A 13,741-nucleotide genomic window follows, 5' to 3' on the forward strand; every position below is an offset into this window, starting at 1 on the left:
CGTTTCCGTCAAGTTGTTATCACCTCTGCTGTTGGCATTTCTGAGTCTATGGACTGTGGGAACCTTGGGTTTTGGTTATTTTGCTAGAAACAACTTAGAACAAATGGGGCGAAGGGAGATCGTGGATCTGGCTAGTATGCTGCAGGAAACTCTAAAGCAAAGGCAAGAATCACTCCGTGTGAAAGCCCGTTCGGTGAGTGAAAATAATGATGTCATCACAGCAGTAATAAAGGGCGATCGCCCTTTATTACTGCGGACAGTATTACCAATCCAAGCGGGTTTTAAACTGGATTTGATCAGAATAGTTGACACTGATGGTCAAGTCTTAGTGTCTTCACAGTTGGGAGCAATAAGACAGGCCAGATTGCAGGATGGCTCGCTGAACCGTGCCGCCCGAACCGGACTAGAGTTACCGGGAGTTCTCCTGGCAGAAAACTGGGCTCCGGCTTCCATGATTGGGTTAATATCAATCAAATCATCTCAAAAGATCCTAGCTGGTTTGGTTGCGGGATTAGCCATGGACGACACAGCGCTCCTGTCGCTTCGCGGCGACACATCCATACATTTGGTGGCTTTTGAGGGCGAGAAGGTAACGGCTGCTACTTTGCCACTTAACCGCGATCGGTCTTGGCAATTTCCCCAGCCAGAGGGGTTGCCCACTAAGATCGGGATTGCTGGTGAAGCATACCTGATCAAAACAATCCAGCTACAAGGTTTCGATGGGGCAACTCTCAAAATTGCTGTACTGCATTCTGCCAAGGAAATCGAGCAAGCAGAACAGCGGTTGTGGTTTGTGGTGGGTAGCTTTGGGCTATTGGGAAGTGTCCTGATCGCAGTTGTGACGCTCGGAGGTTTCCATCTGACCCAAACTCTGAGCTATCGCATTCAAAGACTGACTAAGGCAACCCAGGAATTGGCCAGAGGCAATTTAGCGTGTGGTATTCGGGTTGACAGTCAGGATGAAGTGGGGCTTTTAGCGCAGGGATTTAACAGTATGGCAGAGCAACTTACGGCTCGCGATCGGCAACTGAACCAACAGGTGCAACAACTAGAGAGTACCCTTGAAGAACTGCACCGCACCCAGAGTCAGATGGTGCATAACGAAAAAATGTCGGCACTGGGGCAAATGGTGGCAGGGATAGCGCACGAAATCAACAACCCAGTCAGCTTTATCTACGGCAACCTGTCTCATCTCAACGATCACATCCATGACTTGCTGCAATTACTAGATGCCTATCAACAGCACTATCCCAACCCGTCCCCATCACTTCAAGATGACCTAGACGATGTGGATCTAAACTACTTAAAAGAGGATCTCGCTAAGATTCTTAAGTCGATGAAAATGGGCACCGGTCGCATTCGGGACATTGTGGTTTCGTTGCGTAGCTTTTCTCGTCTGGATCACTCGGAATTCAAGGCTGTCGATATCCATGAAGGCATTGATAACACCTTGATGATTTTAGAACATCGCCTTCAAGCCCAGCCAGAACGCCCAACCATTGAAGTAGTCAGAGAATATGGCGAGTTACCGTTGGTAGAATGCTATGCAGGTCAACTTAATCAGGTGTTTATGAACTTGCTATCAAATGCGATCGATGCTTTGGAAGAGAGCAATGAAGGACGTAGTTTTGAGGATATTGTTGACCAACCGAATCGGATTTTGATTAAGACTACCAAAACAAAAAAACAGTGGGTGCAGATTGCGATCGCCGATAACGGTACGGGCATTCCAGAGAAAGCGCGATCGCGCCTATTCGATCCCTTCTTCACTACTAAACCCGTAGGCAAGGGGACAGGATTAGGATTATCCATTAGCTATCAGGTGGTGAAGGAAAAGCATGGAGGAAAACTCTGGTGTGATTCCACCCCGGGCAAAGGCACGAAGTTTGTGATTGAGATTCCCATAGATCGGACTCAGCTAACAAATACTTGAGAATGGGTTTTCAGTTGTTCGACTCACTCTCAACCGTCAACCGTCAATTGTCAATTGTCTTCTCACTAAAATACTCTTCAACAATTTTCAAAATCCGCGACGCTGCCAAACCGTCACCAAAGGGATTAATTGCCATTGCCATTGCGTTGTATGCTTCGGAATTGCTGAGCAATTCTGCCGCTGCTGTGAAAATTGTATCAGAATTCGTACCCACAAGTTTAGCTGTGCCTGCGGAAATTGCTTCGGGTCTTTCTGTGGTTTCTCGCAATACTAAAACTGGCTTGCCCAAACTAGGTGCTTCTTCTTGCAAGCCGCCGGAATCTGTGAGGATTAAATGACATCTCTGAATCGCTCCTACTAATTCTGCGTAATCTAAAGGTTCAGTTAAAAATACTCTTGGGTGGTCGCCCAAAAGAGCTTGCAAAGGTTCTCTAACAGTAGGATTTCGGTGCAGGGGTAGCAGTAAAGCTGTGTCGGAAAATTTATCTAAGATTTGGAGAAATGCGTGAGCAATTCCTGCTAAGGGTTCTCCCCAATTTTCGCGGCGGTGAACAGTTGCTAAGATAGTGCGATATTGGCTCCAATCTAAGTTAGGAATGTTGCATTCTGGTTGGCGTTTGGCGACAGAAAGCAAAGCATCGATTACTGTGTTGCCTGTACGGTGAATTTCTCCCAAAACGCCCGATCGCCCTAAATTCTCTTGGGCCAGCGCTGTCGGGGCAAAATGCAGCCTTGTGAGCTGAGATATCAACCGTCGGTTAGCCTCTTCGGGGTAAGGATTGAATACGTCATCTGTCCGCAATCCGGCTTCTACGTGACCTACGGGTATTTTCTGGTAAAATGCAGCCAACGTAGCGGCAAATGCAGTCGTTGTATCGCCCTGAACTAAGACGATTTCGGGCTGCAATTCTTTAAACAAGGCTTCCAAACCCTGCAAACTCCGGGATGTAATATCTGTCAAGGTTTGCTGGTGCTGCATAATTGCTAAATCCCGATCGGCTTTTAGATCGAACATTCGCATTACTTGCTCGACCATTTCTCGGTGCTGGCCGGTTAAAATTACTTGGGTGTCAAAGGTGGGCGAACTTTTGAAGAGTTGAATTACTGGCGCTAGTTTAATCGCTTCTGGGCGAGTTCCTAAGACGATACAAACGCGGTGAGTAGCTTCGGGCATGGTAAAATTGGGTAGTTGAGATTTGCGAGGGTGTTAAAGGCTCAATATTTTATAGCAGGTTTGAATCGTTGGTTAATAAGATTTATTTTTTTATGAACCGCAGAGGGCGCAGAGGGCGCAGAGGAGTGAAGAGAGATAGAAGGTGTTTTTTTGGGAGTTATATCGTTTCTGCTTGCACTTTTGGTACATTTTTATTTTTTAATTTGTCATGCCCTATCGTTACATTCTATTTTATAAACCCTACGACGTTTTAACTCAATTTACTGACAACTCCAGCGAAACTAAACGCAGCACTCTCAAAGACTATATTCCTATGCCTAACATTTATGCAGTAGGAAGGCTCGATCGCGATAGTGAAGGTTTGTTGCTGCTAACCGATGACGGACAAATGCAACACCGCCTCAGTGACCCGAAATTCGCTCATCCCCGCACTTACTGGGTGCAAGTTGAACGAATACCCGATGCAAGTGCGATCGCAGCTTTGCAGACAGGTGTCACAATTCAAGATTATCGGACTCGATCGGCAAAAGTGCAATTATTGTTAGAAGAACCCCCTTTGCCGCCCCGCGAACCGCCGATTAGATTTCGCAAAAACGTGCCCACAGCTTGGCTGGAAATGACTCTCACAGAAGGCCGCAACCGCCAAGTGCGCCGGATGACCGCAGCAGTAGGGTTTCCGACGCTGCGGCTAGTCAGGTGTGCGATCGGGCCTTTGCGTCTGGAAGGCCTCAAACCCGGTGAATGGCGCGAACTAAATCAAGCTGATTTTAGATTTTAGATTGAAGAATTACAGTCAACAGTCTTGACGGTTAGGACATTCTTGATAGTTGAAACTATGACTGTGGCTGCATTTTCCTTCTTCCTTCTTCCTTCTTCCTTCTTCCTTCTGCTTACTTTCGAGGCGGCAAAATAAAACTCTCGTTTCCATCCTTATCTTTTTGCACCTGAGCTCCCAACTTGACAAGAGCTTGTCTCGCCCTTTGACGCACCAACTTATCAGTTGTTTGAGCATAAACGGTGCTCCAAGCAGTAAACCGCACCGGCACGCTATCGGGATCTCGGCGCAAATACTGAGCAGTTGCTCGAAACATCTGCGCCAATTTCTGCCCTTTCGGGGTTCCTTCCACCCAATCAGCGGCCATTTCGTGAGAGTTAATTGACTCGGGAATATCCCCCAACAGTAGCAGCTCATCAAGACCTTTAGTTCGCCACACTATCCAGGATTGGGAATGAAGTTGTGGCGAAACGGCAAGGGCCCTAGTACCCCGCTCTATCAAATTAACAGCAGTTTCAGGCTTTCCCTGATAAAAAGAAATCGCTGTGGAAAGAAACAGGTAGATGTCAGCCCACCGGGGGTCGCGCTGCGTAACAATGTCAAAATAATCTTGGCTGAGATTGTAGCCCGTCACATCTCGCGCTTCGTCGTCGCCAAAATACTGCAAAAATTTGAGAAATGTCCAATCGGCAATTAAATTGTCAAATCCAAAACTAGGGAGAGTTTTGAGCATTCTCAGCCGCAGGGCTTCTTGCTGCGCTTCTTGCTGTGCGGCTCGCTTGAAACTGGCAGTAGATATTGCAGAGAGCGGCTTTTGCCCCGGAAGATCAACTGGGGACATTCCGCCCAACTGCCCGCTAGACTGCATGGCGACGACCCCCGCCAGCGCTGCTATACCGATAACTCCATTAACGAGCAGGCTCAACCACTTACGCGAAAATTGTTCGATTTTAGCTTCCACGGCACTTTCAAATCCAAGTTTTAAATTAAGTTTATTGAAAGAGAGTAATAATTGGTTGGCGATCGACTAAGAATCTCGTTAAACTGTCCAAAGGGATAGTGGAGCCTCCACACAATAGTTTAAGTAGTAGTGTGAGATTTTTTAGCAATATAAAATCTCAAATCAAAAATCTAAAATCGAATTGAGCCAAATTCAATGAATCAAGCCCGCAGACGCTTTTCTAAATTACAGGCAGCCCTGTTCAGTGGGGCGATGGCAACAACCGCTTCGATATCTTTACTCGTTCCCGGCCTGAGCCAATCAGTGCGCGCCGAGCTTCAAGATAGCCCCAAAGCTGTCTTAGACGAAGCTTGGCAAATTGTGAACCGAGAGTATGTTGATGGCAGCTTTAACAAGACTGACTGGCAATTGACCCGCCAAGAACTGTTGAGCAAAAACTATACCTCTCGCGAAGCTGCCTATACCGCTCTCCGCAAAGCCCTAGAGAAATTAAACGACCAGTACACGCGCTTCATGGACCCGAAGCAGTACGAAGCGCTGACGAATCAAACCTCTGGGGAACTGACAGGGGTGGGGATGAGGCTGGAAGAAGACGAGAAAACGAAAGCGATTAGGGTAGTCGAGCCGATGGAAAATTCGCCGGCCCTGAAGGCAGGGATTCTAGCGGGCGATACGATTTTGGTGATTGACGGCAAAACTACCAAAGGCATGACTGTATCGGATGCGGCTCAGGTAATTCGGGGCGACGAAGGTACGAAAGTCACGCTGCGGATTGCTCGTGAGGGCAAAAGCGAGTTTGATATCACTCTGACTAGGGCGAGAATTGAGGTAGCAGCGGTTCGCTACAGCCTCAAGAATGAAGGCGGTCAGAATGTCGGTTACATCCGTTTGCAAGAGTTTAGCTCCCACGCGGGCGAACAAATGCAGGCAGCGATTAAAAAGCTCTCGGATCAGAAAGCTGACGCTTTTGTGTTGGATTTGCGGGGCAATCCCGGCGGTTTGCTGCGAGTGAGCATAGATATCGCTCGGATGTGGATGGATACAGGGGCGATCGTCCGCACAGTCGATCGCGCGGGCGATTCTCAGGAAATGAAGGCAAATCGCACTGCGCTCACTGACAAGCCTTTGGTGGTGCTGGTGGACGACAACTCGGCCAGCGCCAGCGAGATTTTGGCCGGTGCTCTGAAGGATAACAAGCGCGCAACTGTGATGGGCGGCCAAACTTTTGGCAAAGCTTTGGTGCAGTCGGTGCATTCTTTGGCTGACGGTTCGGGATTGGCGGTGACTATCGCCCACTACTTTACTCCCAACGGTACGGATATCAGCCACAAGGGCGTTACTCCCGATGTCAAAGTCGAAATAACCGACGAACAAAAGCTGAAATTAGCTAACAAACCGATGTTGGTGGCGACTAAGGACGATCCTTGCTACGCGCAGGCGATCGCACTTTTGAAAACTACCGCTTCCTCGACCCGTCCCGTTGCAGCTAATGAGGTTGTCGTTCCTAAAAAGTAAGTAGTTGAAACCGTAATTTATTAACAATAAGCATGAAGATGAAACCCGCCTGCGCGGGTTTTGTTTTTATGATGATTGTTATGAGTTATTAAGTGAATTTATCTGAGGAAACGTAAGATACAGATGGTTAAAACGCTGGCTCTATGAGCATTATTCCTTCTTCCTTCTACTTAAGTTATTGGTTAACTGATATCCTGATTAAAGCAAATTAGTGGGAGGGAGATTTTTTAACGGCAGATATTAGCAGATGAACACAGATGCAGGCTGATGGGATTTCTTAAGTGGGGATTTCTGACTTAATTAGTCATTCATGCGCCGGATAAATTCTAAAGGCAATCCGTCTGTATCGGCAATAAAAGCTACTTCGTAAACATTTTGCCCGATCGCCTGTTGAGTCGGTTCTAACAAAACTTTTAAAGCTTGGAACTGGTTTGGTTGGTCTTTAGCAGCTTCCTCAAACCGCTCTTTCAGAGACTGCAACCAGCTAGGCAAGTCAGTTGTCGCCTCAGTTAAATCGAAAGATAAATGATAATATCCAACATAATGCTCGTCTCCGAAAGCATCCGGTGCGGGTTTTGGTTCCGGGATTTGAATGAGTTCAATGCGTCCGTTGAGACCTTCCATCCAACAGGCTAGGGTGTAACCTGTGGTAAAGCGATCGCTCACAGTAAATCCCAACTGTTCGTAAAAGGCGATCGCTCGGTGTATGTTAGCAGTGCGAATCGAGGCGTGGTGCATTCGATTTTAGATTTTAGATTTTAGATTTTAGATTTTAGAATGGAAGTAGGAATTACAGCTTTGGATTTGAGATTTTAGAGGGTAAATTCGGAATTCGGAATTATAAACGGTCGCAGCATCTTTAGCGCGAAAGCAATAGAGCCTTCTTCCCTCTTCCCTCTTTCTAACATCCGTTACATCCGTTACATCCGTTACAGAATCCGTTGCCGAACTTCCCTCTTCCTTCACTTATTCACTTATTCAAACAACCGAAAATAGGGATATCTAATCGGAACTCCCGGCTCTTTTTCCAAATCAAAATTAATCACTTCCCAGCAAGGGTCTTCTTGGGGATCGGGGCTAAAATCCACAGGCAAACCGTACAGTCTCGGCCGGGGCGATTCCGCTTGACCGCGCCACGGCGTGCTGCGTTCCAAATAAGCGCTGATTAAGTCCCGATAGCGTTGGGCAACGATCACGCGAGTTGCTCGATAGCCTTGAGTATAAAGCCGATCGAGCGCTTCGTGAATTTCAAACCGAATCCCGTCGGGGTGCGTGTGCTGGCGATACCATTCACCCTCCCAGCGGCGCCAGTGCCGCCCAGACTGAAGGTGAACGAGTTCCCCCGTTTTTGGATCTGCCTCAAATGCCCCGTGACGCGGACACAAATAGGTATCCGTTAGCGTTAGAGCCGGAATTGTTTGGCGACAGTGGGGACACTGAATTTCCGGGCCAAACATCGGGTATTGCAAGGCAACTTCAATCATTTATTTGCGTCCCAGCCTATTTTCTCTGCAAAAGTCCCAAATACTTTTATTATATCCCGTATCAACAACCAGCTAATCTGCTAGAAGTATAACGATCGACCAACTAATGAGCAATCTCAACGAATCTCAGTCTGCACTTCCTTCCTATTGGCCCAGGCCAGATCTATCCCAAGCGGCATTTGTCGCTGAAGGCGCTGTTGTGATCGGCAGGGTAGAGGTGGCAGCGGGCGCTAGTATCTGGTACGGGGCGGTGGTGCGGGCGGATATAGAGCGAATTGCGATCGGCTCAAGTACCAATATCCAAGATGGAGCAATTCTGCACGGCGATCCGGGGAAACCGACGGTTTTGGAAGATTTCGTGACAGTGGGACACCGAGCCGTGATTCACTCAGCTTACATTGAACGGGGCTGCCTGATCGGGATTGGGGCGATCGTCCTGGACGGAGTGAGGGTGGGCAGAGGCTCTATCGTAGGTGCAGGGGCGGTTGTCACCAAGGACGTTCCCCCTCACACGCTAGTTGCGGGAGTGCCTGCCAAACGCCTGCGGGATGTCTCTGAGGAAGAAGCAGCCGAGTTGGTGGAACACGCTAAGCGTTACGAAAAGTTGGCTCTGGTTCACGCGGGGAAAGGTTCTGATTTGGGATTTGGTTAGTTGATAGAATAAGGTTTTAAGCAAAAAACTATTAGTTTCCAATGGCTTACACAGCGCCAAAAATCTTAACTTTTGAAACATTCCTCGATCGATATTGTGACAACTTCTGCTACGAGCTCGCTGACGGAGAATTAGTTGACAGGTCACCCACAGGCCCACACGAAACCGTCAGCGGTAAACTGGCCACTCAAATTGGCATCGCCATCGCAGCCGAAAAACTACCCTGGTTCATTCCCCGCACTTGTTTGATCCGTCCATTTTCAGATGCAGCTACTGCCCGCCGTCCCGATATTGTCGTATTAGATGAAACTGCTAATGTCAGCGAACCTCTTTGGGAAAGAGAATCTGTGATTACCCTGGGGCGATCGGTTAAATTGGTGGTAGAAGTAGTTAGCACTAATTGGGAAACAGATTACGCCCGAAAAGTTGAAGAATATGCTATTTTAGGAATTCCCGAATATTGGATAGTTGATTATCGCGGATTGGGGGGCGTGGCTTTTATCGGTAAACCAAAACAACCTACTATAGCGATCCTAAATCATTTGTGAATTTCTTACTCCCGGACCGCGAGTTCGGGGAGGGCTGGGGTGGGGTAAAAAATTTACAACTCCTGCAAGGATTGCTATATCACCGTTTGCCAACTGATTGACCAAGATTACACCCAGCAACAATTTCGCCTCGGTCAACCGATTATTTCTCCTCTGTTGAAAAGCTTGCAACTTCGCTTAGATGATATTCTTCCCCCTTAGGCGATCGACAACAAATTTTAGATTTTAGATTTTAGATTTTAGATGGGAGAATTGATGAAGCCGGCGAACCTGAAACCAATTGCTTGATTGTCAACAATCAACCGTCAACTGTCGTCGGAAATATCGGGATTTATTCGAGCGATAAAAGTTTAAACTTAAATAAAAAAATTGTCAAGCTCGATCGAGCGCTAAAATTGATGACATGAATAACGATCGCACATCTACTCCAAACATCCCCCCGTACACCTGGAAACGTCCCATCGGCCTCGGTTGGGAGAATCCCTATACAGTCCGCTACGCAAGCAATCTCGACGACGGACCCTGGCACGGAATGCCTCTGGGCGGGTTCGGTGCCGGCTGCATCGGGCGATCGTCCCGCGGCGACTTCAACCTCTGGCACATTGACGGCGGCGAGCACATATTTCGCAGTTTGCCCGCCTGTCAGTTCAGCGTTTTTGAAGAAACTCAAGGCAAGAAACAAGCTTTTGCACTGTCTACTGAAGCGCCTACCGATGGCAGTTTATCGAGTTGGAAATGGTATCCAAAAGAAGGAAGAAGGAAGAAGGAAGAAGGAAGTGCGGCAGCGGATTTTGTAACGGATGTAACGGATAGAATAGACCAGGATGAAGGGAGAGGGGTAAAGTCTAATTCTGGCACTTATCATGCTTTGTATCCGCGCAGTTGGTATGTTTACGAAAATGTGTTTCAGGCTCAATTAAGCTGCGAGCAATTTTCGCCAATTTTGCCGAACAATTATCAGGAAAGCAGTTACCCAGTGGCCATGTTTGAATGGGTAGCGCACAATCCTACAGATGCGCCGATTACTCTCAGCATCATGCTGACTTGGCAGAATATAGTCGGTTGGTTTACTAATGCCAACAAGTCGCCGAAAGTGATGGTGCGAGATGATGGTAGTCCATTTTATGACTATCAACCCCGGTGGGGAGAAAGTGCCGGCAATTTGAATTTGTTGGTGGAAGATTTTCACCGAATCGGTTGCGTGATGACGCGGTTGACTGCTGAGGAGGAACCGCAAGAGGGGGATGGACAATGGGCGATCGCAACTATTACTAATCCGGCGGTAGAAGTATTCTATCAAACTCGCTGGAACCCGGCGGGGAACGGCGATGATATTTGGCGCAACTTTTCTGCTGAAGGTTTCTTGTTGGATGACAAAGACGAGACAGCCGCAGCAGCAGGAGAACAGTTGGCTTGTGCGATCGCAGTTCGCTTTACTATTCGACCGGGAAAAACTCGCAAAATTCCCTTTATTATAGCTTGGGATTTGCCCGTTACTGAGTTTGCATCGGGAGTTTGGTACTACCGCCGCTATACGGATTTCTTTGGCCGCAACGGCAAAAATGCTTGGCCGATTATTCGCACTGCAATGAAGCATTCGGATACTTGGCGCGAAAATATCGAAGCTTGGCAAAAGCCGATTTTAGAACGCAAAGATTTGTCAGACAGTTTTAAAATGGCTTTGTTTAACGAGTTATACGCCCTCACAGACGGCGGTACTCTTTGGAGTGCGGCTGACGAACGCGATCCCAAGGGTCAATTTGCGGTTTTGGAGTGCATTGATTACCGCTGGTACGAAAGTTTGGACGTGCGGCTTTACGGTTCTTTTGCTTTGTTGATGCTGTGGCCGGATTTGGAAAAGTCGGTGGTTTTAGCCTTCGCTAGGGCAATTTCAGCCGGAGACGATACGCCGAGAATTATTGGCTGGAATCAAGCTTCGGCTATTAGAAAAGCTGTCGGTGCGACGCCGCACGATTTGGGTGCTCCTAACGAACATCCTTGGGAGAAAACCAATTATACTAGCTATCAAGATTGCAATTTGTGGAAGGATTTACCTTGCGATTTTGTGTTGCAGGTTTATCGGGATTTCCTGTTGACTGGCGGCACAGATTGTGAGTTTCTGCAAGAGTGTTGGCCGGCAATTGTTGAGGCTTTGGCTTATCTAAAAACTTTTGATCAGGATGGGGACGGAATTCCTGAGAATTCTGGAGCACCGGATCAGACGTTTGATGATTGGCAAATGCGGGGGATAAGTGCGTATTGCGGGGGTTTGTGGTTGGCGGCGCTGGAGGCTGCGATCGCGATCGGCGAAATCTTGGAAGATGCAGCACCGGAGATAATTCCTAACCCTCAAGCAAAGATAGCATTATATCACAGTTGGCTGCTACAAGCAAGACCGAGCTATCAAGAAAAACTGTGGAACGGTCAATATTACCGTTTGGACAGCGAGAGTAATTCCGAAGTGGTGATGGCCGACCAACTGTGCGGTCAATTTTACGCAAAACTGTTAGGATTGCCGGATATTGTGCCGCCAGAATGTGCAGTCAGTGCTTTAGAAACTGTGTACGATTCTTGCTTTCTGAAGTTCAACGATGGCGAGTTCGGTGCGGCAAATGGCGTGATGCTGAATGGTTCGCCGGAAAATCCGAATGCGACTCATCCTTTGGAAGTTTGGACGGGGATTAATTTTGGGTTGGCTGCTTTTTTGGTACAGATGGGGATGGAGGAGAAAGCTTTTAAATTGACGGATGCGGTGGTGAAGCAGATTTATGAAAATGGGTTGCAGTTTCGGACGCCGGAAGCGATTACGGCGGGGGGGACTTTTCGGGCGAGTCACTATTTGCGGGCGATGGCGATTTGGGCAATTTACGGAGTGTTGACCAAATTTAAATAGGGAAAAAGGTATATTAGCTGGTGAATCCGACTAAAATTTAAGCCTTAAACTCGCTTTGTAGCAAGGAAAACGGTTAATTCAACTATCAAGAAAATTGACCGTAAAAAGTTTTCGCCTTCGAGGAAGACATTAATCTTTCATGCTCAAACTTCAGCTTGGCTAAAATTTGAGCATGAAAAAGCTCGGAGATGGGAGGGGATCGAACTCGGCTATAAACCAGAGAGAAAAAGGGTCTGAGGCAATTCTTGACAGCCATGCAGTCCGCACCTTACTTGTATATAATTTGGAGCGATCGCCAATTTCAAGATAAAATAGAAAAATGTCAAATCCCTTACTTTCCCTCAACTACGAACCCGCCATCGAATCTCTCGGTGGCGACTATTTTGATGAAGTCCCTGCGGCCGATTTTCCGCAGCACATTCTCCGGTTCCGCAATGACGAATTATTGCGGAAATTGGGTTTAGACCCCGCACAAGTAACCGACCAACATTTTATCGAAGCGTTCGGCGAATTTCACTGCGTCCGCCCTTTTTTGGCACTTCGCTATCACGGCTATCAATTCAACCAATATAACCCGAATTTAGGTGACGGTAGAGGCTTCTTATACGGCCAAGTTCGCGGGACTGACGGCCGACTTTACGACTTCGGCACTAAAGGTTCCGGCCGCACTCCCTACTCGCGCGGCGGTGACGGTAGACTCACTCTCAAAGGGGGAGTTCGCGAAGTTTTAGCAGCCGAAGCTTTGCACCGATTGGGAGTGCGGACATCTCGCTGTTTTAGTTTAGTTGAAACTGGGGATGCTTTGTGGCGGGGCGACGAACCATCTCCGACGCGATCGTCCGTAATGGTGCGTTTCAGTCATTCTCACATTCGGTTTGGAACTTTTGAAAGGTTGCACTATATCCGCCGCCCGGATTTAACTAAAAAACTTTTAGATTTTGTTATTGAATATTACTATCCTGAACTGCATTTAGAAGCAAGTAATGCTGGTTTTTCGCCACAGGAAAAGTATGCGCTATTTTATGCAGATTTAGTCAAGCGAGTAGCTGAATTAGTCGCTCAGTGGATGGCAGCAGGATTTTGCCACGCAGTGCTGAATACTGATAATATGTCGATTACTGGAGAAAGTTTCGATTACGGGCCTTTCGCTTTTATCCCAACTTACAAGCCGGAATTTACAGCAGCTTATTTTGACCATTCTGGTCTTTATTGTTACGGCAATCAACCGTTGATTTGTAGGGACAATTTAGAGAAGCTTCAGGAACCTCTAGCAGCGGCGATTCCTCAAGCTGATATGGATGCTGCTTTGGCAAAGTTTGGCGATTATTATAATGCAGCTTATCGGCAGTTGATGCTAAATAGATTGGGATTTGAGGATTTGCCAGAGGCGGAGGGAGATGAGTTGTTGAAGGTGACAATTAAAATGCTGGCGGAGTCTCAAGTTGAGTATCACGATTTCTTTTTTGAACTGCGAAGGCAGTTCGATCGCACTTGGCGAGATGATGCTAGTCTAATTTTTGCTGAGGCGGAACCGGCGGACTTGATAGCGCCTTGGCGGCAGTTTTATTATCACGTTTTGCAAAGTTTGTCTACGGATGATATGGACAAAATGGCGGACCGGTTGCTCCGGCACAATCCCGAACAATCGCTCTTAAGGCCGACGATTGAGGCTGTTTGGGAAGCCATAGCTATTGAGGATAATTGGGAACCGTTTTATGAATTGGTGAAGAGACTTCAAAATTCTTAAAGGGAATTGGGCATGGGGGATTGTTGACTGTTGACTGTTGACTGTTGACTAACAACTAA

At 47.5% G+C, this 13,741-nt stretch carries 11 protein-coding genes; 7 read left to right on the forward strand and 4 right to left on the reverse strand.

The genetic code is table 11. The features are described 5' to 3' along the window. Window positions 1–136 precede the first annotated feature (136 nt). A complete protein-coding gene (locus tag QUB77_RS11340) occupies window positions 137–1,933 on the forward strand; it encodes an ATP-binding protein (RefSeq protein ID WP_333173999.1) in 1,797 nt (598 codons plus the stop codon). 43 nt (window positions 1,934–1,976) lie between these two features. On the opposite strand, the gene wecB is transcribed toward QUB77_RS11340, so the two are convergent. Then, entirely contained in the window at window positions 1,977–3,107 is a 1,131-nt protein-coding gene (gene wecB / locus QUB77_RS11345; protein ID WP_333174001.1) for a non-hydrolyzing UDP-N-acetylglucosamine 2-epimerase, read from the reverse strand. Window positions 3,108–3,315: 208 nt separating this feature from the next. Here wecB and QUB77_RS11350 point away from each other — a divergent pair, with 208 nt between their 5' ends. Next, window positions 3,316–3,885, forward strand: coding sequence for a pseudouridine synthase (locus QUB77_RS11350; protein WP_333174004.1), 570 nt, complete (start codon window positions 3,316–3,318; stop codon window positions 3,883–3,885). 112 nt (window positions 3,886–3,997) lie between these two features. On the opposite strand, the gene QUB77_RS11355 is transcribed toward QUB77_RS11350, so the two are convergent. After that, a complete protein-coding gene (locus QUB77_RS11355; RefSeq protein ID WP_333174007.1) occupies window positions 3,998–4,843 on the reverse strand; it encodes a hypothetical protein in 846 nt (281 codons plus the stop codon). A 195-nt stretch (window positions 4,844–5,038) separates the two neighbouring features. On the opposite strand from QUB77_RS11355, the gene ctpB reads away from it, so the two are divergent. Beyond that, complete coding sequence (gene ctpB / locus QUB77_RS11360; protein ID WP_333174011.1) at window positions 5,039–6,358, forward strand: carboxyl-terminal processing protease CtpB; 1,320 nt, start codon at window positions 5,039–5,041, stop codon at window positions 6,356–6,358. Window positions 6,359–6,658: 300 nt separating this feature from the next. Here ctpB and QUB77_RS11365 read toward each other — a convergent pair whose 3' ends face one another. Next, window positions 6,659–7,096 (reverse strand): VOC family protein, encoded by a 438-nt coding sequence (locus QUB77_RS11365; protein WP_333140329.1) that lies wholly within the window; start codon window positions 7,094–7,096, stop codon window positions 6,659–6,661. A gap of 236 nt (window positions 7,097–7,332) precedes the next feature. Continuing rightward, window positions 7,333–7,842 (reverse strand): TIGR02652 family protein, encoded by a 510-nt coding sequence (locus QUB77_RS11370; RefSeq protein WP_333174014.1) that lies wholly within the window; start codon window positions 7,840–7,842, stop codon window positions 7,333–7,335. A gap of 106 nt (window positions 7,843–7,948) precedes the next feature. On the opposite strand from QUB77_RS11370, the gene QUB77_RS11375 reads away from it, so the two are divergent. From QUB77_RS11375 to QUB77_RS11390, 4 genes are all read left to right on the forward strand, one after another. Continuing rightward, window positions 7,949–8,494, forward strand: a complete 546-nt coding sequence (locus QUB77_RS11375; RefSeq protein WP_333174017.1) for a gamma carbonic anhydrase family protein — start codon at window positions 7,949–7,951, stop codon at window positions 8,492–8,494. 41 nt (window positions 8,495–8,535) lie between these two features. Then, entirely contained in the window at window positions 8,536–9,042 is a 507-nt protein-coding gene (locus QUB77_RS11380) for a Uma2 family endonuclease (RefSeq protein WP_333174020.1), read from the forward strand. Window positions 9,043–9,445: 403 nt separating this feature from the next. Continuing rightward, window positions 9,446–11,935, forward strand: coding sequence for a GH116 family glycosyl hydrolase (locus tag QUB77_RS11385; protein ID WP_333174023.1), 2,490 nt, complete (start codon window positions 9,446–9,448; stop codon window positions 11,933–11,935). Between the two features lie 319 nt (window positions 11,936–12,254). Continuing rightward, window positions 12,255–13,682: a protein adenylyltransferase SelO family protein gene (locus QUB77_RS11390; RefSeq protein WP_333174025.1), complete on the forward strand. Its 1,428-nt coding sequence runs from the start codon at window positions 12,255–12,257 to the stop codon at window positions 13,680–13,682. The last annotated feature ends 59 nt before the right edge of the window (window positions 13,683–13,741 follow it).

Origin of the sequence: Microcoleus sp. AT9b-C3 (genome assembly GCF_036705485.1) — a bacterium.
In the GTDB taxonomy this organism is placed as follows: domain Bacteria; phylum Cyanobacteriota; class Cyanobacteriia; order Cyanobacteriales; family Microcoleaceae; genus Microcoleus.